This is a genomic window from Mycobacterium sp. NPDC003323, from assembly GCF_053589535.1.
Map to the genome: position 1 here is coordinate 43,032 of NZ_JBSFSB010000017.1, position 22,526 is coordinate 65,557.

A 22,526-nucleotide genomic window follows, 5' to 3' on the forward strand; every position below is an offset into this window, starting at 1 on the left:
TTTCTCAGCGCCGGTCCAGTCCGGACAGGCGGAAGGCGAGGGCGCGTCGCACCGCGGGCACCGTGCCTGCGGTGCGCATGACGGCATTGCGCAGCGGGCGGCGCCGGGCCGACAGCGTCGCCATATCGGTGAGCCGGCCCGCCAGCGCGACCACCCCCTGGGCGGTGCGCCTGCGCGTGCGGGCGTAGTCGCCGAGCAGCTGTGCCGGTTCGCCGCGCAGCACCCGTGACAGCGTCTCGCCGGCGGCGACGGCGTCCTCGATGCCCAGATTCATGCCCTGCCCGCCGGCGGGAGAGTGCACGTGCGCGGCATCGCCGGCCAGCAGGATCCGGCCCTGGCCGAAGGTGTCGGCGATGCGGTGGTGCACCCGGAACCGCGAGCCCCACAGCACCTGCTCGACGACCGCGGGATGTCGCTGCGGCCCGCGCTCGTCGAGCAGGCCCTGCACGAAGGCGGTATCGGGCTCGGCGGGGGCCTTCTCGACCGTCGCGACGATCCGGTGGCGGTTGTCGGGCAGTGGGGCGACCACCACCAGGCCGGCCGGCGAGAAGTAGAGGATCACCTCATCGGCCGGGACGCCGCCGGACAACTGCACATCGGCCAGCACGAACGATTCGGCGTAAGTGCTTCCGATGAAACCGATTCCGGCCTGCGTCCGGACGGTGCTGTGCAGGCCGTCGGCGCCCAGCAGGTAGTGCGCGTCGATCCGGCGGCCGTCGGCGCAGGTGGCCACGATGCCGTCGTCATCCTGGGTGATGCCGGTCAGGGCGACCGGTCGCAGCACCTGCCCGCCGAGGTTCGCCAGGCGCTTGCGCAGGAGGGTTTCGGTGTCGGCCTGCGAGATCATCAGCGTGTAGGGGTACGCCGTCGGCAGCGAGTCGAAGGGCACCTCGATGAGCACGGCGTCGCGGTCGCGGATGGTGAAGGCCGGGGTGTGCACACCGCGGGCCACCAGGTCCGGCGTCACGCCGTAGGGCTGCAGCAGTTCCAACGTGCGGGCGTGCACGACCGCGGCACGTGAGGTGTTGGCCCCCTCGGCCGCGCGGTCGATCACGGTGACGTGGTGGCCGCGTTGGGTCAGCACTATCGCGGCGGTCAGCCCGACCGGTCCGGCACCGGCGATCAGGACTTCTGGCATCACGGCTCCTTTGTCAACAAGCGTTGGTCAACGGCTGTTGACTTACCGTAGGCGAGTGTTGCGCGGATTGTCAACGGTCGTTGGCCTACGATCGTTGACATGAGGCGACCGGCGTCCGAGACCAAAGCGGTGATCTTGTCCGCGGCCCGCGAACGCTTCGCGGCCGACGGCTACGAGCGGGCGACCATTCGGTCCATCGCCGCCGACGCCGGGATCGACCCGGCGATGGTCATGCGCTACTACGGCAACAAAGAAGGGTTGTTCGCGGCCGCCGCGGAGTTCGACCTGGAACTGCCCGATCTGGCGCAGGTGCCGGTCGACGGCATCGGGGCCGCGCTGGCCGCCCACTTCGTCGAACGGTGGGAACGCGATGAGGCGCTGCTGATCCTGCTGCGCGCCGGCGTCACCAACGAGGCGGTGGCCCAGCGGATGCGGACCATCTTCGCCGCACAACTGGCGCCGGTGATCGCCAAGGCCATCGGGGATCCCGAGCAGGCGCCGACGCGCGCCAGCCTGGCCGCCTCGCAGGTGCTCGGCATGGCGCTGTGCCGCTACGTGCTGGCCTTCCCGCCGCTGCAGCAGATGACGCGCGACGAGGTGGTCGGGTGGATCGGGCCGACCCTGCAGCGCTACCTGGTCGGCTGACCCGGCGAGCTACAGTCGCGCGATCACCGACGCCAGCAGCGCACCCATCCGGGTCGCCGACTGCCTGCCGGCCTCCAGCACTTCCTCGTGGTTCAGCGGCTGCCCGGTCATGCCGGCGGCCAGGTTGGTCACCAGCGAGATGCCCAGCACCGCGGCGCCGGCCGCACGCGCGGCGATGGTCTCGTGCACCGTCGACATGCCGACCAGGTCCGCGCCCAGGGTGCGCAGCATCCGGATCTCGGCCGGGGTCTCGTAGTGCGGGCCCGGCAACCCGGCGTAGACCCCCTCCGCCAGCGACGGGTCGATCTCGAGGGCGACCGCCCGCAGCGCCGGGGAGTACGCGTCGACCAGATCGACGAACTGCGCGCCGACCAGTGGTGAGCGTGCGGTGAGGTTGAGGTGGTCGGCGATCAGCACCGGTTGCCCGACGGACATGTCGGCGCGCAGCCCGCCCGCGGCATTGGTGAGGATGACGGTCCGCGCGCCGGCGGCGCAGGCGGTGCGCACCGGGTGCACGACGTGGCGCAGGTCGTGTCCCTCATAGGCGTGGATGCGCCCGACCAGCACCAGCACCCGATGTGCGCCGATGACGACGGAGTGCACCTGGCCGCTGTGGCCGGCGGCGGTGGGCGGGGTGAAGCCGGGCAGGTCGGCCATCGGCAGCGACGCCGACGGCGCACCCAACGCGGTCAGCGCGGGCGCCCAGCCCGACCCCAGGACCACCGCCACATCGTGGCCGGATACACCGGTCTGTTCATGGATCGCGCGGGCGGCGTCGTCGGCGGCCGACTGGGGATCTGACACGAGTGAGATACTGCCAGGATGTCCACGGTTACCGCGTCGTCGAGCGTCGAGGACGCCGTCAACCGCAACAGTGGCGACCTCATCGCGCTGTCCCACGACATCCACGCCGAACCGGAACTGGCCTTCGCCGAGCATCGCAGCTGCGCCAAGACCCGGGCGCTGGTCGCCGAGCGCGGGTTCGCCGTCACCGATGCGGCCGGCGGTCTGGACACCGCCTTTCGCGCCGAGTACGGCAGCGGGCCCCTGGTCATCGGGGTGTGCGCCGAGTACGACGCGCTGCCGGGGATCGGGCACGCCTGCGGGCACAACATCATCGCGGCGTCCGCCGTCGGTACCGCGCTGGCCCTGGCCGATGTCGCCGACGAGCTCGGGCTGACGGTGGTGTTGGTCGGCACCCCGGCCGAGGAGGCCGGCGGCGGAAAGGTGCTGCTGATCGACGCCGGGGTGTTCGACGACATCGCCGCGGCGGTGATGCTGCACCCCGGTCCCGCCGATATCGCGGCCGCGCGGTCGCTGGCGTTGACCGAGGTGGCCATCGGCTACACCGGGCGTGAGTCGCATGCGGCCGTCGCGCCGTACCTGGGCGTCAACGCCGCCGACGCGGTCACCGTCGCGCAGGTGGCGATCGGGTTGCTGCGCCAGCAGTTGGCACCCGGGCAGATGATGCACGGCATCGTCACCGACGGCGGACAGGCCACCAACGTCATCCCGGCGCACGCCGAGCTGCGCTACACCATGCGGGCCACCGACATGACGTCGCTGAAGGCGCTCGAAGAGCGGGTCGCGGGGTGCTTCGCCGCCGGCGCGGTGGCCACCGGCTGCTCGCACACCGTGCGCGAGACCGCGCCGCCGTATGACGCGCTGGCGCCGGACCCGTTCCTGTCCGAGGTGTTCCGGGCCGAGATGGTGCGGGCCGGGCGGCATCCGCTGCCCGTCGAACTGGAGGCGGCGCTGCCGCTGGGCAGTACCGATATGGGCAATGTCACCCAACTGCTGCCCGGTATCCATCCCGTCGTCGGCATCGACGCCGGCGGGGCCTCGCTGCATCAACCGGAGTTCACCGCCGCGGCCGTGGGGCCGAGTGCGGACAAGGCCGTCGTCGACGGCGCGATCATGTTGGCCCGCACCGTCGTTGCGTTGGCGGAGAACGCCGACGAACGCGACCGGGTGCTCGAGGCGCAGGCCCGGCGGAGGGCATCATGACGCTGCGAACCCACACCGAGGCCTGGCTGGCCGCCCATCACGACGATCTGGTGGCCTGGCGCCGGCACATCCACGCGCACCCGGAACTGGGCCGCCAGGAGTTCGCGACCACCGAGTTCGTCGCCACCCGGCTGGCCGAGGCCGGACTCAACCCGAAGGTGCTGCCCGGCGGCACCGGGCTGACGTGTGACTTCGGGCCCGAGGACCGCCCGCGGGTCGCGTTGCGCGCCGATATGGATGCGCTGCCGATGGCCGAGCGCACCGGTCTGCCGTTTTCCTCGACGGTGCCCGGCGTCGCCCACGCCTGCGGTCACGACGCACACACCAGCGTGCTGCTCGGCGCGGCCCTGGCGATGGCGTCGGCACCGGAACTGCCGGTCGGGGTGCGGCTGATCTTCCAGCCCGCCGAGGAATTGATGCCCGGCGGGGCCATCGACGCGGTGGCCGCCGGTGCGGTTGCCGGGGTGTCGCGGATCTTCGCGCTGCACTGCGATCCCCGCCTGGAGGTCGGCAAGGTCGCGGTGCGGCTGGGGCCGATCACCTCGGCGGCCGACTCCATCGAGATCACCCTGCATTCGCCCGGCGGGCACACCTCACGCCCGCACCTGACCGGGGACCTGGTGTACGCGCTGGGTTCGTTGATCACCGGGGTGCCCGGGGTGCTGTCGCGCCGTATCGATCCGCGCAAGAGCACGGTGATGGTGTGGGGTGCGGTCAACGCCGGTGTGGCCGCCAATGCGATACCGCAGACCGGGACACTGGCCGGCACCATCCGCACCGCGAGCAGGGAGACCTGGCTGACGTTGGAATCACTTGTCCGCGAGGTGGTCTCGTCGCTGCTGGCACCGTTGGCCGTCGAGCACAGCGTGAACTACCGGCGCGGGGTGCCGCCGGTGGTCAACGAGGAGCTGTCCACCCGGATCTTCACCCACGCCATCGAGGCGCTCGGGCCGACGGCGTTGGCCGACACCCACCAGTCCGGTGGCGGCGAGGACTTCTCCTGGTACCTGGAGGAGGTGCCCGGCGCGATGGCACGGCTCGGGGTGTGGCCGGGGCACGGGGCGCAGCTCGATCTGCACCAGCCGACGTTCGACCTGGACGAGCGGGCGCTCGCGGTGGGTGTGCGCACGATGGTCAACCTGGTGGAGATGTCTGCCTAGGCGCGAGCGACCGTGTCGGTACGTTGACACGCCGTATTTCTGGGCACTTTGCGGTCGCTCACGCCAGAGGCGAGTTGTGCACAGTGCCGGATTCATGCACAGATGAGTCCGAGGGTCTATCGCCGCCAAGCCGCGTACGCCCAGCATCGCAGAGGTGAGCGATGCATTGGATGAGTTGTTCGACCGCCAGGGCGGGGTGGCCACCGGCGCGCAGCTTCTCGGTGTGCTGTCGCGGCGCAAACTCCAGACAGCCCTTGCCTACGGGTCGGTCGAGCGGCTGTGGCACGGCATCTACAGCCGCGCCGAACCCGATCGTCGGCTGCTGCTCAGAGGTCTCGATTTGGCCTGCGGCACAAGTGTTCCGATCTGCCTGGGGACGGCCGCCGCGGAGTTCGGATTCGATACCGAGGATCCACCCGACCTCCACGTCCTCAGCCCGGACGGGTCGCGGTTGCGCAGCGCCGACGGGCTGGTGGTCCACCGGCGCGACGGTGCGCCGCTGATCGAGATCCGCGGCCGGCCGGCGACGGCGCCGGCGTGGACGGCGGTGGAGGTTTCCCGCGCCTTGCGCGGCGGTCGGGCACTGGCCACGCTCGATGCGGCATTGCGCAGCGGACACTGCATTCGCGACGAGTTGGTCTGCGCCGCGCGGGCCCAGGCCGGTCGGCGGGGGATCGTCGAGGTCCGGCGGCTGATCCCGTTGGCCAACCCGCTCGCGGAATCTCCGATGGAGAGCGAGGCGCGGTTGGTCATGCTCGACGGTGGTCTGCCGGAGCCGCAGCTGCAGTACGAGATCCGCGACGGCAACGGCGATCTGCGCCGATTCGACTTCGCCTGGCCGCAGGCCAAGGTCGCCGCCGAGTACGAAGGCGTCGACTGGCACAGCGGGGCCGACGAGATGCGTCGGGACCGACGAAAGCTGGCGGCGGTTCAGGATGTCGGCTGGGTCTCGGTGCCCATCCTGCTGGAGGACGTGCGCTATCGGCCGGCGGGACTGGTGGCGCGGCTGGATCAGCACCTGCGCAGAAGAGCGGCGGCGTGAGCGACCGCAGAATGCGCGCCGACGCGGCGTGTCAACGTACAGACACGGTCGTTCGCGCCAAAGGGGCTAGGGGCCGACGTTGCGTGCCGGCCGGGTCCGGATGTCGTGCACGTACTCCGCGGGCGCGCCGGCGATCTCGGCGGCATCGGCCATCACCCCGAGATAGCGGGCCGAGGGCAGCCCGCCCTCCCAGGCGTCGACGACATACAGCCACGCCAACGCCGGATCGGTGCTGGTGTCGGAGGACAGCCGCTCCACCCGGCACCGGATCTTCTTGTGGAAGCCCAGTTCGGAGCCCTCCCAGCGGTCGAGGTTGGCCTCGTCCTCGCTCGTCACGTCGTAGAGCACGACGAACACCTTCGAGTCCGGGTCCTCGACCAGGGTGGCCAGCGACCCTTCCCAGCTGTAGTCCTCGCCGCCGAAGGTGAGGCGCCAGCCGTGCAGCCAGCCGGTGCCGGCCATCGGCGAATGCGGCGCGCGCTGCAGCATCTGTTCCGGATGCATGTTCGATCCGTAAGCGGCGTAGAGCGGCACGCGCCAACTCTATGCGGTTGCCCGGGCCCGAGCGCAGCGACCCGGGGGATTGGGTTCGGTGGGCGCGCTCGCGACGAACCACTAGGTTTAGACCGTGCCTACCAGGATCGTGATCATCGGCGGTGGACCGGCCGGCTACGAAGCCGCTCTGGTGGCGGCGACCCGGGGCCCGCAGGTCGCCCAGGTCACCGTCGTCGACAGCGACGGAGTCGGCGGGGCGTGCGTGCTGTTCGACTGCGTGCCGTCCAAGACGTTCATCGCCTCCACCGGTGTGCGCACCGAGTTGCGGCGCGCCAACGGACTGGGATTCGACATCGCGATCGACGACGCCAAGATCTCGCTGGCGCAGATCCACAACCGGGTCAAGACGCTGGCGCGGTCGCAGTCGGCCGATATCGGCTCGCAGCTGCTCAGCCACGGCGTCTCGGTGGTGGCCGGCCGCGGTGAACTCGTCGATGACGTCCCGGGCATGGCGCATCACCGGGTGAAGGTGACCACCCCCGACGGCAAGACCGGGGTGCTCAAGGCCGACGTGGTGCTCATCGCCACCGGCGCCACCCCGCGGGTGCTGCCCAACGCCAAGCCCGACGGTGAGCGCATCCTGAATTGGCGTCAGCTCTACGACCTGACCGAGCTGCCCGAGCATCTGGTGATCGTCGGCTCCGGTGTCACCGGTGCCGAGTTCTGCAGCGCCTACACCGAGCTCGGCGTCAAGGTGACGGTGGTGGCCAGCCGCGACCAGATCCTGCCGCACGAGGACTCCGACGCCGCCGCGGTGCTGGAGGAGGCCTTCGCCGAGCGCGGTGTCGAGTTGGTGAAGAACGCCCGCGCCGACGCGGTCACCCGCACCGAGCGCGGCATCAAGGTGGCGATGGCCGACGGCCGTGTGGTGGAGGGCAGCCATGCCCTGATGACCGTCGGCTCGGTGCCCAACACCACGGGTCTGGGGCTGGAACGCGTCGGCATCGACCTGGGTCCGGGCAACTACCTCAAGGTCGACCGGGTGTCGCGCACCTCGGCCCCCGGCATCTACGCCGCCGGGGACTGCACGGGCTTGCTGCCGCTGGCCTCGGTGGCCGCGATGCAGGGCCGCATCGCGATGTACCACGCGCTCGGCGAGGGCGTGTCGCCGATCCGGCTGCGCACGGTGGCCGCGGCGGTGTTCACCCGCCCCGAGATCGCCGCGGTCGGTGTGCCGCAGACCCGGATCGACAGCGGTGAGGTGCCGGCCCGCACCCTGATGCTGCCGTTGACCACCAACGCGCGGGCCAAGATGTCGCTGCTGCGGCGGGGTTTCATCAAGATCTTCTGCCGGCCCGCCACCGGTGTGGTGATCGGCGGTGTGGTGGTCGCGCCGATCGCCTCCGAGCTGATCCTGCCGATCGCGCTGGCGGTGCAGAACAATCTGACCGTCACCGACCTGGCGCAGACGCTGTCGGTGTACCCGTCGCTGTCGGGTTCCATCGTCGAGGCGGCACGGCGCCTGATGTCGCACGACGATCTGGACTGACCTCGACTAACGGTCAGGTCCTGGGCTCGACGGGCCACACCGGCCGGTCGCGCAACGTAGGCTCGAGGGCGTGACTGACCCGATCTCTGGCAATGGTCAAGCTCAACTCGGTCCCGCCCAGCGTGCGACGGCGTGGGAGCGGCTCGGCAGCGAACAGTTCGACGTCGTCGTCATCGGCGGCGGCGTCGTCGGCGCCGGGGCCGCGCTGGATGCCGCCACCCGCGGGCTCAAGGTGGCGCTGGTCGAGGCGCGCGATTACGCGTCGGGCACGTCGAGTCGCAGCTCCAAGATGTTCCACGGCGGTCTGCGCTATCTGGAGCAGCTTGAGTTCGGCCTGGTGCGCGAGGCGCTGCACGAGCGCGAACTGTCGCTGACGACGCTGGCGCCGCACCTGGTCAAACCGTTGCCGTTCCTGTTCCCGTTGACCAAGCGGCTGTGGGAACGCCCCTACATCGCCGCAGGCATCTTCCTCTACGACCAGCTCGGCGGCGCGAAATCCGTTCCGGCGCAGAAGCATCTGCTCAGGGCCGGCGCGCTGCGGTTGGCGCCCGGGCTCAAGCGCAGCTCACTGATCGGCGGTATCCGCTACTTCGACACTGTCGTCGACGACGCCCGGCACACCATGATGGTGGCGCGCACCGCGGCCCACTACGGCGCGGTGGTGCGCACCTCGACGCAGGTGGTGGCCCTGCTGCGCGAGGGCGACCGGGTGACCGGGGTGCGGGTGCGTGACTCGGAGAATGGTGCGGTCACCGAGGTGCGCGGCCACGTGGTGGTCAATGCGACCGGGGTGTGGACCGACGAGATCCAGGCGCTGTCCAAGGAACGCGGACGGTTCCGGGTGCGCGCATCCAAGGGTGTGCACATCGTGGTCCCGCGCGACCGCATCGTCAGCGAGGTGGCGATCATCCTGCGCACCGAGAAGTCGGTGCTGTTCGTCATCCCGTGGGGCACGCACTGGATCATCGGCACCACCGACACCGACTGGAATCTGGACCTGGCCCATCCGGCGGCCACCAAGGCCGATATCGACTACATCCTGGGCCACGTCAACGCGGTGCTGGCCACCCCGCTGACCCATGACGACATCGACGGTGTCTACGCCGGTCTGCGTCCGCTGCTGGCCGGGGAGAGCGAGTCGACCTCCAAGCTGTCCCGCGAGCATGCCGTCGCCGTGCCGTCACCGGGTCTGGTGGCCATCGCCGGGGGCAAGTACACCACCTACCGGGTGATGGGCGCCGACGCCATCGATGCCGCAGCGCAATTCGTGCCGACCCGGGTGGCGCCGTCGATCACCGAGAAGGTCCCGCTGGTCGGCGCCGACGGTTACTTTGCGCTGGTCAACCAGACCGAACACGTCGGCAACCATTACGGGTTGCATCCCTACCGGGTGCGTCATCTGCTGGATCGCTACGGGTCGCTGATCGGGGAGGTGTTGTCGATGGCCTCCGAGAATGGGGTGGTCAAACCCGAACTGCTGGAACCGATCACGGCCGCACCGGTGTACCTGAAGGTGGAAGCGGTGTATGCCGCCGCGGCCGAGGGGGCGCTGCACCTGGAGGACATCCTGGCCCGCCGGATGCGCATCTCGATCGAGTATCCGCACCGCGGTGTCGACTGTGCCCGTGAGGTCGCCGAAACCGTTGCGCCCGTGCTGGGTTGGAGTGCCGAGGAGGTGGACCGCGAGGTCGAGACCTACCTGGCCCGGGTGGAGGCCGAGGTGCGATCGCAGACCCAGCCCGATGACGAGTCCGCGGATGCCCTGCGGGCGGCCGCTCCCGAGGCGCGCGCCGAGATCCTGGAACCGGTCCCGCTGAATTGAGCATGCCGTCCAGTCACGCCGGTATCGGACCGTCGCGGGTGCGCGTCCACGGCGGCAGGCTGGTCGACGAGTTCGAACGGCGATGGGCGGCCGGGTCGAAAGTGGTTGCCGGGGAGGTTTTCTCGGCAGCAGGACTACCGTTCGACGAGCATTCCGTGCTGGCCCCGGGAGCCTACGTGTACCTGTACCGGGACCTGCCCGACGAGGTCGAGGTCCCCTTCGAGATGCCGATCCTGTATCGCGATGAGGACATCCTCGTCGTCGACAAGCCGCATTTCCTGGCGACCATGCCCCGCGGCGGCCATGTGGTGCAGACGGCGCTGGTGCGGCTGCGCCGAGAACTCGGTCTTGCCGAGCTCAGCCCGGCGCATCGACTGGACCGTCTGACGGCCGGGGTGCTGCTGTTCACGGTGCGCCGTGAGGTGCGGGGCGCCTATCAGACGATGTTCGCCGCCGGCCGCGTGCACAAGACGTACCTGGCGCGGTCGGCCGGGTCGCCTGCGGTGGGACTGCCGACCGTGCTGCGCAGCCGGATCACCAAGGTGCGCGGGCGGCTGCAGGCGTTCGAGGAGCCGGGAGACCCGAACGCCGAGACGCATGTCGAGGATCTCGGTGCCGGGCTGTACCGGTTGCAGCCGACCACCGGACGCACCCATCAACTGCGGGTACACCTGGCCTCGATCGGCATCCCCATCGCCGACGACCCGCTCTACCCCGACATCGTCGACGTGGCGGCCGGGGACTTCTCCCGTCCGCTGCAGCTGCTGGCGTACCGCATGAGGTTCGGCGACCCGCTCAGCGGGGTGCCGCGCGAGTTCGTCAGCGGCCGACGTCTGGACGGCGGATGATCTGCGAGATGCCGCCGTAGTGCCGCAGCGTGTGCGTCTCGGCCAGCGGGTTCTCGTCGAACAGGTACTCGACGTAGATCTTCTTGATGTTGCGCGCGAGATCGACGGGGATGTTGGCGATGACGGCGGCTTCCAGGCCCTCGATGTCGATCTTCAGGATGTCGATCTGCCCGTGCTTGTCGATGACATCACGCAGCACCTGCTGAGAGTTGACGCACGTCACGGTCAGTGAGCTGCCGAACTCGGCGTTCACGCCGCCGTAGCGGCCCGACTCCTCGAAACCGAATTCGACCTCGCCGGCGACCGCGCCGACCGCGACCTCCTGCAGGGTGTAGCGGCCCTCGAACGGGCGCAGATTCTCCTGCAGGCGGGTCACGTTGCGCGGCAGCGGTTCGAACAGGTACGTGTACGCCTCGGGACTGCGCGACAAGAAGTAGGCGGCCGAGATGCCGATATTGGACCCGAAGTCCACGATCACCCGGTCGGTGGCATCGGCGTGGTAGTCGGTCCGGCAGAAGATCTCGTTGACGGTCAGCACATCATGCGACGAATACAGCCGCAGCGCGACCCATCCCTGCGGTGTGCGCACCCGGACCGTGGTGGGGTATTCGCCCGAGCTGGTCAGATAGCGCCGGAAGATGTCCACCGGGTGCTCGTAGACCCGCAGCATATTGCGCGCGGCGGTGTAGTTCCGGCGGTGCAGCACCGAACCGGCAATTTTGCCGACGCCGCGCCCAGCGATCTGCATTGCACCTCCACCAGTGACGGGCCGCCCTTCGGAGACGGGTGCCCGGTTGCCAATGAGGTTAGTCGTCGCTGGGGATATCCACAGCTTAGGTGAACCTGGTTACCCAGGTGATGCCGCCGGATGTCGGCGCCGACGATGACCCGCCCGGACGGGTTTACCGCACGTCAGCGTGCCGGTCTGGTCTACTACCGGCGTGGACCGCAGCGCGTTTGACCAATTGTTCGACATGTCCGATCGCACGGTGATCGTGACCGGTGGCACCCGCGGTATCGGGCTGGCGCTGGCCGAAGGCTTCGTGCTGGCCGGTGCCCGGGTGGTGGTGGCAAGCCGCAAGCCCGATGCTTGCTCGGCCGCGGCGCAGCATCTGCGCGAGCTCGGCGGCCAGGCCATCGGGGTGCCGACGCACATGGGTGACGTCGACGATCTCGGCGCGCTGGTGGCGGCCACCGTCGCCGAGTTCGGCGGTGTCGACGTCGTCGTCAACAACGCGGCCAACGCGCTGGCACAGCCGATCGGGCAGATGACGCCGGCGGCGTGGGAAAAGTCCTATGCGGTGAACCTGCAGGGGCCGGTGTTCCTGGTGCAGCACGCCCTGCCGCATCTACGCGAGAGCCCGGCTGCCGCGGTGCTCAACATGGTGTCGGTGGGTGCCTTCAATTTCGCGCCGTCGCTGTCGATCTACGCCTCCGGGAAGGCGGCGTTGATGTCGATGACCAGGTCCATGGCGGCCGAACTGGTCTCTGCGGGTGTCCGCGTCAACGCGATCGCCCCCGGGCCGGTGGACACCGACATGATGCGCAACAACCCGCAGGAGGCCATCGAGGCGATGACCAACGGCACGTTGATGCGCCGACTGGCCTCGCCGGACGAGATGGTGGGGGCGGCGCTGCTGTTGTGCTCGCAGGCGGGCAGTTACATCACCGGTCAGGTGGTCATCGTCGACGGCGGCGGGACCCCGCGCTAGTTCTCCTTGCGGTTGGCGAACGCCTCGGCGAAGGCTCGCATCTCACCGCTGGTGCCGGCCAGGATCTGGCTGCGGTTCTCGACCTGCAAGGCGGTCTCCAGGCAGCCCGCGTCGAGGTTGGCCCACAGCACCTGTTTGGTCGACTCCAGGCCGAACTTGCCGTAGCCGCAGAGTGTTTCGGCGATGGTGATGGCCTCGGCCGGGGCGTCGGGGCAGACCCTTGACACCATGCCCAGGCGCAGGGCCTCGTCGGCATCGACGGTGCGCGCGGTCAGGATCAGGTCGAATGCCGGGCCGGCGCCGATGATGCGCGGCAGCATGTAGCTGACGCCGATATCGCAGCCGCCGATGCCCAGCTTGATGAACTGCGTGCAGAAGCGCGCACTCTGGGCGGCCACCCGGATATCGGCGGCCATCGCCAGCGCGAAGCCACCGCCGTAGGCGGGCCCGTTGACCGCGGCGATCACCGGTTGGCGCAGCCGGTGCAGCTTGACGGCCAGACCGGCGATCCGTTCCTGCCAGCGCATCCCGGCGCGGGGCTTCTCCAGCCCGGCCGAGACCGGGGGCGGGGTGGGGTCGGTCAGATCCAGCCCGGCGCAGAAGCCGCGCCCGGCCCCGGTGAGGACCACCACCCGACAGTCGTCGTCCTCGGCGATGCTGTCCAGCGTGCGATGAAGGTCCTCGACGAGTTCGGGCGACAGCGCGTTCAGCTTCTCGGGCCGGTTCAGCGTGATGACGGTGATCTCGGGACGCGGATGGGCGAGCTCCAGGTTCGGCATGCTGCTGACCCTAGGTGCTCTGGCTGCTCCAGCCGCGGACTCCGATGGTGATCATCGACATCTGTTTGATGGCGGTCTGTTTGATGGCCTCCAGGGCGGCCTCGTCACCGGCATCCTCGGCGAGTTCGGCGATGGAGATCATGGCGTTGACGAACAGGTTGGCCAGGACGTTGAGATCCTCGCTGCTCCAGTCCCGCAAGCCGGGGAACCTGGCCAGATCGATGGCGAGTTCGGAAGTGATCAAGCGTATTTCGGTGCGGATGGCGTAACGCAGCACGCTGACGCCGCTGGCGCGCTCGCGGGTGATGAACCGCCAGTGCTCGCGCCGTTCGCTGATGCTGGCGATCAGGATCTCGGCCGAGGAATCGATGACGTGGTTGGGATCGAGCTTGCCGGCCCGGGCGCCGCGCAGCATGTCGCGCAGCGATCGGAACGACTCGTCGATCAGGACGAGCCCGAGAGCCTCCATGGAGTCGAAATGCCGGTAGAACGCGGCCGGCGCGATGCCGGCCTCGCGGGCGACCTCGCGCAGGCTCAGACCGGTGAAACTGCCCTGTTCGAGCAGTTGCAACGCGGCCGCGACGATGGCGCGTCGGGTGACGGCCTTGCGTTCCTCACGCGAGAGCGTGTCCTTGGCCGACCGACTTCTGCCGGTGCGGCCGGGCCGTCCCGACCGGGTCCCGGGTGCGTCGCTGTCCACAACCATCGAGCCTACCGGTGTGACGACGCTGGGTACCCCACCCGTATGGCGTCACACGTTTGTGAATTGGGAGTACAACTGTTCACTCTGTAATGGCCATCACAAGCTGCGGGAATTGGTTGACGGGACCGATGGTACTGACTCATGGTGTACACATGTTCACCGAAACGTTGACGCACCGGCTGCGGGACCGGGTCCTCCGGTCATCGCTGCTGGATCTGTTGACCGGACCGCACGGCGTGGACCGGTACACCGAGATCGTCGATCCGGTGTGGATCAAGGGCGATGCCCGCGCGAAAGTGGTGGCCGTCCGCCGCCAGACGACCCGCAGCGTGACCCTGATGCTGCAACCGAATGCCGCATTCCCGGGATTCTCCGCGGGGCAGCACATCAACCTGTCGATCGAGATCGACGGCCGCCGACGCACGCGCCCGTACTCGCCGGCCAGCGCCGAGGGCAGCCGCCTCATCGAGCTGACCGTCGGTCTGCACGACGGCGGTCTGGTCTCGACCTATCTCTACGAGAACGCCCGACCCGGCATGACCGTCGGCCTGGATTCCGTCGGCGGCGATTTCTTCATGCCGGCGCAGCGACCCCGGCGCATCCTGTTCGTCTCCGGCGGCAGCGGCATCACCCCGGTGCTGTCGATGCTGCGGACACTGCAGGCGGAGGGCTTCGATGGCGAGGCCGCCTTCGTCCACTACGCCCGCTCGGCCGAAGAGGCTTGCTACCGGAACGAACTCGACCGCATGCCCGGTGTGCGCGTGCTGCATGGTTACACCCGTACCGATACCGGCGCCGACCTCGACGGGCACTTCGCGCCGCACCACCTGTCTGCCGCGATGGCGGACCCGGAGGCCATCTATGTGTGCGGCCCACCCGCACTGGTCGACGCGGTGCGCGAGATCCGGCCCGACGCTCGGTCGGAGAGCTTCGTCCCGCCCGTCTTCGCCGTGCCGGCCGAAGCGACCGGCGGCACGGTGAGTTTCACCGGCAGCGGTGTCCGGGTCGCCGACAGCGGCCAGACGCTGCTCGAGCAGGCCGAGGCCGCCGGCCTGAACCCCGAGAGCGGCTGCCGGATGGGCATTTGCTTCAGCTGCACCCGCCCCAAGACCCGTGGCGCGGTACGCAACCTGCTCAACGGCACGGTGTCCACCGGCGACTGCGAGGACATCCGCATCTGCGTCAGCGCCCCCGTCGGCGATGTCGAAATCGACCTCTAGACAACGCGAAAGGACTAAAGACATGACTGCCATGCTGGAACTGCCCGTTGCGACCCCGGCGGCCAAGAGTCGCAAGTACACGCTGACCCCCGAACAGTTCGAGGCCTTCGGCGCGGAACTCGACGCGATCCGGGAACGTCAGCTGGCCGATCTCGGCGAGCGTGACGCCACCTACATCCGCCAGATCATCAAGTGGCAGCGCGGACTGGAAGTCGGCGGCCGCGCGTTGCTGTTCCTGCCGCCGGCCTGGCCGGTCGGCACCGTGCTGCTGGGCCTGTCGAAGATCCTGGACAACATGGAGATCGGCCACAACGTCATGCACGGTCAGTACGACTGGATGGGCGATCCGGCGTTGCGCGGCCAGAACTTCGAATGGGATTCGGCGTGCCCGTCCAACCAGTGGCGGCACTCGCACAACTACATGCACCACACGTACACCAATATCGTCGATCTGGACCGCGATATCGGCTACGGCATCCTGCGGATGAGCGAGGACCAGCGCTGGCACCCGTATTACCTGGGCAACCCGGTCTACGCGTTCCTGCTGATGGTGCTGTTCCAGTACGGTGTGGCGCTGCACGAGTTGGAAACCGAGCGCATCCGCGCCGGCGAGATCAAGCTGGCCGACAAGAAGGACATGCTCACCGAGATGTGGGCCAAGGTCAAGAAGCAGACCATCAAGGACTATGTGGCGTTCCCGCTGCTGGCCGGACCGTTCGCCCCATTCGTGTTCGCCGGCAACATGACCGCCAACCTGATGCGCAACGTGTGGTCCTACACCATCATCTTCTGCGGGCATTTCCCCGAGGGCACGCACGAGTTCACCGTCGAGGAGACCAAGAGCGAGACCCGCGGCCAGTGGTACTACCGGCAGCTGCTGGGATCGGCGAATCTGTCCGGCGGCAAGTGGTTCCACATCTTCAGCGGCAACCTGTCCTTCCAGATCGAGCACCACCTGTTCCCGGACATCCCGGCGCACCGTTACGCCGAGATCTCCGGCGAGGTGCGCGAGATCTGCCAGCGCTACGGTCTGCCCTACAACAGCGGACCCATCCACAAGCAGTTCTTCTCGGTGGTCAAGAAGATCTGCCGGCTGGCCCTGCCGAACCGCAAGCCCGCCGTCTGACGTAGGTTTCGTCGGCCGACGCCGAGCGTGGTGGGATGCGCCTCATGGTCGACTGCACCGTCTGAACGGGATCAAAGGGCTGCCGCCACCGTGATGGTGACCACGGTGGTCGGAGACACCTGGCCGCCGTCGGAGGCGATGTAGGTGAACGAATCCGACCCGCTGTGGTCGGCATCGGGGATGTAGGTGAAGGTCCCGTCGCCGTTGTCGATCAGATCACCGTTCAGCGGGTGGTCGACGATGATGGCGGTGAGGCCGTCGCCGTCGCCGTCGGTGTCATTGGCCAGCAGCTGGTCGGCCTCGATCATCACCGTGGCTCCGTCGGTGGTCACGGTGTCCGGGTTGGCCACCGGTGCGTCCGGGACCGACGCCACCGCCACCGTGACCCGGGCTGTGGAACTGGCGCCCAGACCATCGGACACCGTATAGGTGAAGCCGTCGACCCCGTGATAGTCGGCATCCGGGGTGTAGACGAAGGAGCCGTCCGCGGCCACGGTGACCGTGCCGTGATCTGGTTGCCCGACAGCGGTGATCGTCAGCTCGTCCTTGTCTGCGTCGGTGTCGTTGGCCGTCAACGACGTCCTCGAAATCGTCAGTGCGGCATCCTCATCGGTGCCCAACGAGACGTCGTCGACCGCGACCGGCACGTCGTTGACCCCGGTGACGTGCACGGTCACCTGGACCGGGGTGGAGATCAGCGTCCCATCGTTGACGGTGAAGCTGAAGGTGTCGGTGCCATGGAAGTCGGCGTTCGGCGTGTACGTCCAGGCGCCGGTGCTCTCATCGATGGTCACAAATCCGTTGGCGGCCTGGACACCCAGGTTGTACTTCAGGGAATCGGCGTCGGCGTCGGTCCCGGCCAGGGTGCCGCCGACGCCGTTCACCGCGTCCTCCACGACGGTGCCGTGCAGACCGGATGTCGCGATCGGACGGTCGTTGACCGCCGTGACGGTCACGGTGATGGTGGCCGACGACTGGGCGCCGGCCGCGTCGGTGACGGTGTAGGTGAACGTGTCCACACCACTGAAATCCGCACTGGGCGTGTAGATGTAGCCGGCGCCGTCGGCGGTGACCGTCACCGTTCCACCGGCGGGCTGCGTCACCGACACGGTGACCTGGTCGCCGCCGTCGCCGAGATCGATATCGCTGAATTCGAAGGAACCGGTGATGGGAGCTCCGTCCTCGGTAGCGGTGTCGGTGCCGGCCTGCGCGGTCGGTGCGTCGTTGACCGGATTGATCGTGACCGTGACGGTGACCGGATCCGAGATGGCCCGACCGTCGTCGACGGTGTAGGTGAACGAGTCCGCGCCGTGGAAGTCCGGGTCTGGGGTGTAGGTCCAGGTTCCGCTCGGATCGATGGTGACCGAGCCGTGCGCCGGGGAGCTGTCCAGGGTGAACGTCATATCGTCTGCCTCGCCGCCGGCGGCGGTCAGCTGTCCGCTGATATCGCGATCCTCGTCGCCGGATGCCGCTGCCGGGTTGCCGGCGGGTGGGTCGTAGACCGGGGTGACGGTCAGTGTGACCTGTGCCGGGGTGGAGGTGCCGGCGGCGTCGGAAACGGTGAAGGTGAACGAATCCGTGCCGTGGAAGTCGGCATCCGGGGTGTAGGTCCAGCTGCCGTCGGCGTTGACGGTCACGCGGCCGTGGGTGGCCTGTGTGTCGAGCGCATACCTCGGTGCGCCGGCCGATCCGTCGATATCGGTGGCCAGCAGCTGCCCACCGAAGGTGGTGTCCTCGGCGCCGGTACCGGCCTGCCCCGGCAGTGCGACGGGTGGATCGTCGACCGCGGTGACCTCCACGCTGACGGTGACCGGCGTGGAGGCGCCCTGCCCGTCGCTCACGGTGAACGTGAACGAATCGATGCCGGTGTAGTCGGGATCCGGGGTGTAGGACCAGGTGCCGGTGGGGCTGACCGTGACGGATCCGTGGCGCGCCTGGTCTGCCACTGCGTACCCGAGACTTGTTGCGGCAGAGTCGATATCATCGGCCAGCAGCTGGCCGCCGAACGTGGTGTCCTCGGTGCCGAAGCCGGACTGGCCGGCCAGTCCGAACGGGGCATCGTTGACCGGCGTGACGATCACCGTCACGGTTGCGGTGGCCGATACGCCGCCACCCGCGCCGATGGTGGTGGCGGTGTAGGTGAACGAGTCGGTGCCGTGATAGTCGGCGTCGGGGGTGTAGGTGTAGGTGCCGTCGTCGTGCAGCACGACCCGACCGTGGGTGGGGCCGGCGGCCAGCGAGGCGATCAGCGAACCGTCGCCGCCGGGTTGTGCACCGTCGCCGGTACGGATGCCGTCGTTGGCCAGCACGTTGCCGGTGCCGTCGGCGTCCTCGGCGGTGGTCAGCGCGTCATTGCGGACGACGGGTGTGATTGTCCCGGTGGGCGGTTCGGTGCTGTCGGGGTTCACATGGATGGTGATGACGGCGGTGTCGGTGTGCCCGTGCCACTTCTTGAACATCCAGCCGAGCGGCCCGTGTAGATGGAAGCCCCGCATCTTGTCGGACACGCTCACGGTGAAGATGTCCATGCCGGTGAAGTCCTGATCGGTCGGTGTGTAGACGAGTGTGCCCGTCGACTGGTCCACCGTCACCGTGCCGTGTTCGGGCGCACGGGAACCGGTGGTCGGAACCCGGTAGGTCAGCCGGTCACCTTCACGGTCGGTGGCACCGAGGTCGATCGGCGTACTCGATTGGCCCGGGTCGAGGGTGAGGGTGATCTCCTGATCGTCGACCCGGGGTGACCTGTTGAAGAAGGTGTGCTCGATCTCGCGGCGGGCCCAGGCCAGGGCAACCCACAGCAATCCGGGTTGTGCGGTACCGCCGGGCGGGTTCAGGAACGCGCTCAGCAGATTCTGCGCGATACCCAGCACGCTGTACACCGCCGCGACCGGTACGCCCACCAACAGCTCGATCGGGGTGGGCAGATCGAGGTTGACCGGGGCCACTGAGCACCCGCACGTGGCGGTCATCGGTGCCGCATCCGGTGCGCCGGAGGCGACCCGCAGGGTGGGCGGCGTCACCTCCGGTGTGGTCGTCTCCGCGGTGGTCGCGGTGACCAGGGGGCGTACGGAAAGGGCTGGTGCGGATGCAGATTGCGCGGCGTGCCGAGGACCGGAGGAAGCGCGCTCGGGTTCGGCGAGCGTATTGGTGTCCCGGGGGTCGGTGGGGCGGGCCGGCTCGGCGGGGGCGGTGTCGTCGAGATTCCCGGCGTCCTCGGTGTCTTCGGTGCCGTTGTCCGGGTCGTCGGACGGTGCGGGCTCCTCGAGCTCCGGTGCTTCGGTGTCGGTGTCGTCGGTGCGGGGTTCGTCGACTTCGGCCTCGTCGTCCGGAACGTCCGGATCGGTCTGTGGCCCGGATGTCGGCTCGGAGGCGGACTGAGCGTCATCCGAAGAAGTTGACTGCGTCTCTGAGTCAACTGACGACGATTCCGCCGATGCGGACTTGGTCGACGCCTCGTCGGCACGCGCGCTGCCGGCGCCGTGCGCGGTGCTGACGGCGAATCCCACGCCCAGCGCCACCGCCAGTGCACCGACCCGGCCGATCGGCATACTCAAACCTGGTGTCAACGCGGGTGTGGCCTGTAGCTGGAAGGTCGGGAACGTCGCCTGCACGACGCCCGCGCCGCGGGCACGGCGATGCCGTCCCGTTGGCGGGCGTTGTTCGGGTTGTGCATTCACTGCGATGCTCCTCATTCGAATCGATCAGGTGAGCGGGATCAGAAGTCCCGGTCGGCGGTGCTTGTTTCGGTGGCGTTGGTGCTTGTCGCCGTGTTGCCTGCGGCATCGCGCACCGCGGTATCCGGTACCCAGGTCATCGTTGTATCCCCGATGTTGGTGCCTCGCACCGCGCCCAGGGGCACGCCCAACGTGGTGGAGTAGTTGTACTCACCGAGGGTGATCGTGACCTTGGTGCGGTCGGACGACAACGTCATCGTGGACCCGGAGAACCAGATGTTGGGCCCGGTCAGCAGCGAAACGGCCCCGCTCACGTAATTGACTCCACCCAGGCTCACCGAACCGAGCGCGAGTTGCGTGGTATCGGTGCTGTCGTACACCCGCAACACGTCACCGAAACCGAGCAGGTTCAGCAGTCCCAGCGAGCCGTCGTAGACCCGCACGGTCACGTTCCTCGAACCCGCTCCGTCCCAACCGGCGATGATGCTGTTCGGGTCGATCGGCTCACTGAAGGTGTAGGTGATGGCGTCACCCTGATTCAGCAGACCGGCGGTGCCGCTGTTGACCGACTGAACGTCGACTGCGGTCGGCGCGATGTCGTCATTCAGCGTGAAGCTGGCGGTGCTCGTGCTCGTCGCGCCCTGACTGTCGGTGATGGTGTAGCTGAACGTCACGACGCCGTCGTAGTTACGGAAGGTGTTCGGGGTGAAGGTGACAACGCCGTTGGAAGCGACGTTGATGGAGCCCGCGGCGGAGGGCACCTGAGTCCAGCTGGTGACCGAGCGGGTGTCGCCGGCGTCCACGTCGGTGTCGTTGTCGAGGACGTTGCCGATGACCTGACCCGGCGTCACCGTGGACTGATTGATCGTGCCGAAGTCCTCGGCGTTGGCGACCGGGGCATCGTTGGCCGCGGCGACGGTGATGCTGACGGCGGCGGTGGCGGTGGCACCCAGCCCGTCGGTGACGGTGTAGGTGAAGCTGTCGGCACCGTGGTAATTGGCTGTGGGCGTGTAGGTGTAGGTGCCGTCGGCGTTCAAGACCACCGTGCCGTGCTCGGCCGGGGTGGTCACCGTCAGAGTCGTGGTGTCTCCGGTGTCGACGTCACCGAACCCGACCCGCCCGCTGATGGCGGTGTCCTCGTTGCCTGAGCCGCCGGTGACGGCGCCGGCGGCGGTCGGAGAATCGTTGACCGCCGTCACCGTCATGGTGACCAGGATCGCCGCGGTCGAGGCAGGCCCGTCGGAGGCCTGATAGGTGAACGTGTCGGTGCCGTTGTAGTTGGGATCCGGGGTGTAGGTGAACGTGCCGTCGGAGTTCCACTGCAGTGAACCATGCTGCGGCCCAACGACAACGGTAGCTGTCAGGGTGTTGCCGTCGGGGTCGGTGTCGTTGCCGAGCACGTTGCCGCTGTAGGAGGTGTCCTCTGTGGTGGTGAAGCTGTCGGCAGCACCGACCGGTTGATCGTTGACGGCGGTGACGGCGATCGTGACGCTGGCGGTGCTGGTCGATCCGTCCGCATCGGCGATGGTGTAGCTGAAACTGTCGGTGCCGCTGTAATTCGCGGCCGGTGTGTAGGTGAACGATCCGTCACTGCCGACGGTGACCGAGCCGTGAGCCGGTTGGGTATTGCCCACGACGGTGATGGTGTCGCCGTCGACATCGGTGTCGTTGCCGAGCAGATTGCCGCTGCTCAACGTGGTGTCCTCGGCGGTGCTGAAACTGTCCGCCCGGGCGACCGGCGCATCGTTGACCGCCGCGACGGTGACGTTCACCGTCACCGGGGTGGACACGCCGCCGTGACCGTCGCTGACGGTGTAGGTGAACGAATCGGTGCCGGTGTAGTTGGTGTTCGGGGTGTAGGTCCAATCGCCGTCGGCGTTCACGATCACGGTGCCGCGGCCGGCTTGGCTCGACAGCGCGTACGTCAGTGTGTCGCCGTCGATATCGGTGCCGGTCAGTGTGCCGGTGATGGCGGTATCCTCGTTGCCCGACCCGCTGAGGCCGGCGGTGGCGGTCGGAGCATCGTTGACCGGGGTCACCGTGATCGTGACGCTGACCGGCGCGGCGGTCGCGGTGCCATCGCTGACGGTGTAGGTGAAGGTGTCGGTGCCGTGGAAGTTGGCGTTCGGCGTGTAGGTCCAGGTGCCGTCGGCGTTGACCGTCACGGTGCCGTTGCCGGCCTGGGCGCCCAACGCGTAGGTCAGCGAATCGCCGTCGGCGTCGGTGGCCGTCAGGATGCCACCCATGCCGCCGGATGCATCCTCGGCGCCGGTGGCGGCCAGGCCGGTGCTGCCGACCGGAGCATCGTTGAGCGGGCGCATGTTGATGGTGACGGTCACCGGCGCCGAGGAGGCGCCGTCGGCATCGACGATCGTGTAGGTGAAGCTGTCGGTGCCGCTGTAATTCGCGGCAGGCGTGTAGGTCCAGGTGCCGTCCTCGTCGACGTCGACCACGCCGTGATCGGCGTCGGTTTCCAGGACATAGCTGAGCTGTCCGGGGTCGGTTGCTTCGATGTCGGTGCCGGTGAGGGTGCCGCCGATGGTGGTGGAGTCTTCGTCGGCGTCGATGGTGGTGGGGGTGCCGGTGGGGGCGTCGTTGACGGCGTT

At 68.5% G+C, this 22,526-nt stretch carries 18 protein-coding genes; 10 read left to right on the plus strand and 8 right to left on the minus strand.

Annotated features, from left to right (window positions below; all coding sequences use genetic code 11):
• Positions 1–4: 4 nt before the first annotated feature.
• Positions 5–1,138 carry an FAD-dependent oxidoreductase gene (locus tag ACWDUN_RS25480; protein ID WP_449933034.1) on the minus strand — a complete coding sequence of 378 codons (1,134 nt, stop codon included), beginning with the start codon at positions 1,136–1,138 and terminating at the stop codon, positions 5–7.
• 99 nt (positions 1,139–1,237) lie between these two features.
• Here ACWDUN_RS25480 and ACWDUN_RS25485 point away from each other — a divergent pair, with 99 nt between their 5' ends.
• On the plus strand, positions 1,238–1,783 hold the full coding sequence (locus ACWDUN_RS25485) for a TetR/AcrR family transcriptional regulator (RefSeq protein WP_449933036.1): 546 nt from the start codon (positions 1,238–1,240) through the stop codon (positions 1,781–1,783).
• A gap of 9 nt (positions 1,784–1,792) precedes the next feature.
• Here the strand turns inward: ACWDUN_RS25485 and ACWDUN_RS25490 are convergent, their stop codons facing one another.
• Positions 1,793–2,587 (minus strand): purine-nucleoside phosphorylase, encoded by a 795-nt coding sequence (locus ACWDUN_RS25490; RefSeq protein ID WP_449933038.1) that lies wholly within the window; start codon positions 2,585–2,587, stop codon positions 1,793–1,795.
• Positions 2,588–2,605: 18 nt separating this feature from the next.
• Between ACWDUN_RS25490 and ACWDUN_RS25495 the strand changes: the two genes are divergently transcribed.
• From ACWDUN_RS25495 to ACWDUN_RS25505, 3 genes are all read left to right on the plus strand, one after another.
• The gene (locus ACWDUN_RS25495) at positions 2,606–3,790 is read left to right on the plus strand and encodes a M20 family metallopeptidase (protein WP_449933040.1); all 1,185 of its coding nucleotides are present in this window, start codon (positions 2,606–2,608) and stop codon (positions 3,788–3,790) included.
• The gene (locus ACWDUN_RS25500; RefSeq protein WP_449933042.1) at positions 3,787–4,950 is read left to right on the plus strand and encodes an amidohydrolase; all 1,164 of its coding nucleotides are present in this window, start codon (positions 3,787–3,789) and stop codon (positions 4,948–4,950) included. Before ACWDUN_RS25495 ends, ACWDUN_RS25500 begins: the two co-directional genes overlap by 4 nt.
• Before the next feature lie 154 nt (positions 4,951–5,104).
• Complete coding sequence (locus tag ACWDUN_RS25505) at positions 5,105–5,992, plus strand: hypothetical protein (protein ID WP_449933044.1); 888 nt, start codon at positions 5,105–5,107, stop codon at positions 5,990–5,992.
• A gap of 66 nt (positions 5,993–6,058) precedes the next feature.
• On the opposite strand, the gene ACWDUN_RS25510 is transcribed toward ACWDUN_RS25505, so the two are convergent.
• Positions 6,059–6,526: a gamma-glutamylcyclotransferase gene (locus ACWDUN_RS25510; protein ID WP_449933046.1), complete on the minus strand. Its 468-nt coding sequence runs from the start codon at positions 6,524–6,526 to the stop codon at positions 6,059–6,061.
• A gap of 94 nt (positions 6,527–6,620) precedes the next feature.
• Between ACWDUN_RS25510 and ACWDUN_RS25515 the strand changes: the two genes are divergently transcribed.
• The 3 genes from ACWDUN_RS25515 (at position 6,621) to ACWDUN_RS25525 (ending at position 10,706) form a co-directional block, all read left to right on the plus strand.
• A complete protein-coding gene (locus ACWDUN_RS25515) occupies positions 6,621–8,036 on the plus strand; it encodes an NAD(P)H-quinone dehydrogenase (RefSeq protein ID WP_449933047.1) in 1,416 nt (471 codons plus the stop codon).
• Positions 8,037–8,106: 70 nt separating this feature from the next.
• Positions 8,107–9,858 carry a glycerol-3-phosphate dehydrogenase/oxidase gene (locus ACWDUN_RS25520; protein WP_449933049.1) on the plus strand — a complete coding sequence of 584 codons (1,752 nt, stop codon included), beginning with the start codon at positions 8,107–8,109 and terminating at the stop codon, positions 9,856–9,858.
• Positions 9,859–9,860: 2 nt separating this feature from the next.
• Entirely contained in the window at positions 9,861–10,706 is an 846-nt protein-coding gene (locus ACWDUN_RS25525; protein WP_449933051.1) for a pseudouridine synthase, read from the plus strand.
• On the opposite strand, the gene ACWDUN_RS25530 is transcribed toward ACWDUN_RS25525, so the two are convergent.
• Positions 10,678–11,454 carry an FkbM family methyltransferase gene (locus ACWDUN_RS25530; RefSeq protein WP_449933053.1) on the minus strand — a complete coding sequence of 259 codons (777 nt, stop codon included), beginning with the start codon at positions 11,452–11,454 and terminating at the stop codon, positions 10,678–10,680. The two genes, ACWDUN_RS25525 and ACWDUN_RS25530, sit on opposite strands and share 29 nt — an antisense overlap.
• Positions 11,455–11,647: 193 nt before the next feature.
• Here ACWDUN_RS25530 and ACWDUN_RS25535 point away from each other — a divergent pair, with 193 nt between their 5' ends.
• Positions 11,648–12,418 (plus strand): SDR family NAD(P)-dependent oxidoreductase, encoded by a 771-nt coding sequence (locus tag ACWDUN_RS25535; protein ID WP_449933054.1) that lies wholly within the window; start codon positions 11,648–11,650, stop codon positions 12,416–12,418.
• Here the strand turns inward: ACWDUN_RS25535 and ACWDUN_RS25540 are convergent.
• Both ACWDUN_RS25540 and ACWDUN_RS25545 read right to left on the minus strand, forming a co-directional pair.
• Positions 12,415–13,197 carry an enoyl-CoA hydratase/isomerase family protein gene (locus tag ACWDUN_RS25540; protein WP_449933056.1) on the minus strand — a complete coding sequence of 261 codons (783 nt, stop codon included), beginning with the start codon at positions 13,195–13,197 and terminating at the stop codon, positions 12,415–12,417. The genes ACWDUN_RS25535 and ACWDUN_RS25540 overlap by 4 nt on opposite strands.
• A 10-nt stretch (positions 13,198–13,207) precedes the next feature.
• Complete coding sequence (locus ACWDUN_RS25545) at positions 13,208–13,897, minus strand: TetR family transcriptional regulator (RefSeq protein ID WP_449933058.1); 690 nt, start codon at positions 13,895–13,897, stop codon at positions 13,208–13,210.
• A gap of 155 nt (positions 13,898–14,052) precedes the next feature.
• On the opposite strand from ACWDUN_RS25545, the gene ACWDUN_RS25550 reads away from it, so the two are divergent.
• Positions 14,053–15,120, plus strand: a complete 1,068-nt coding sequence (locus tag ACWDUN_RS25550; RefSeq protein WP_449933060.1) for a flavin reductase family protein — start codon at positions 14,053–14,055, stop codon at positions 15,118–15,120.
• 22 nt (positions 15,121–15,142) lie between these two features.
• Positions 15,143–16,246, plus strand: a complete 1,104-nt coding sequence (locus ACWDUN_RS25555; protein WP_449933062.1) for a fatty acid desaturase family protein — start codon at positions 15,143–15,145, stop codon at positions 16,244–16,246.
• A gap of 71 nt (positions 16,247–16,317) precedes the next feature.
• On the opposite strand, the gene ACWDUN_RS25560 is transcribed toward ACWDUN_RS25555, so the two are convergent.
• Entirely contained in the window at positions 16,318–19,923 is a 3,606-nt protein-coding gene (locus ACWDUN_RS25560; protein ID WP_449933063.1) for an Ig-like domain-containing protein, read from the minus strand.
• 38 nt (positions 19,924–19,961) lie between these two features.
• On the minus strand, positions 19,962–22,526 hold a 2,565-nt coding region (locus tag ACWDUN_RS25565), incomplete at its 5' end, for a tandem-95 repeat protein (RefSeq protein ID WP_449933065.1).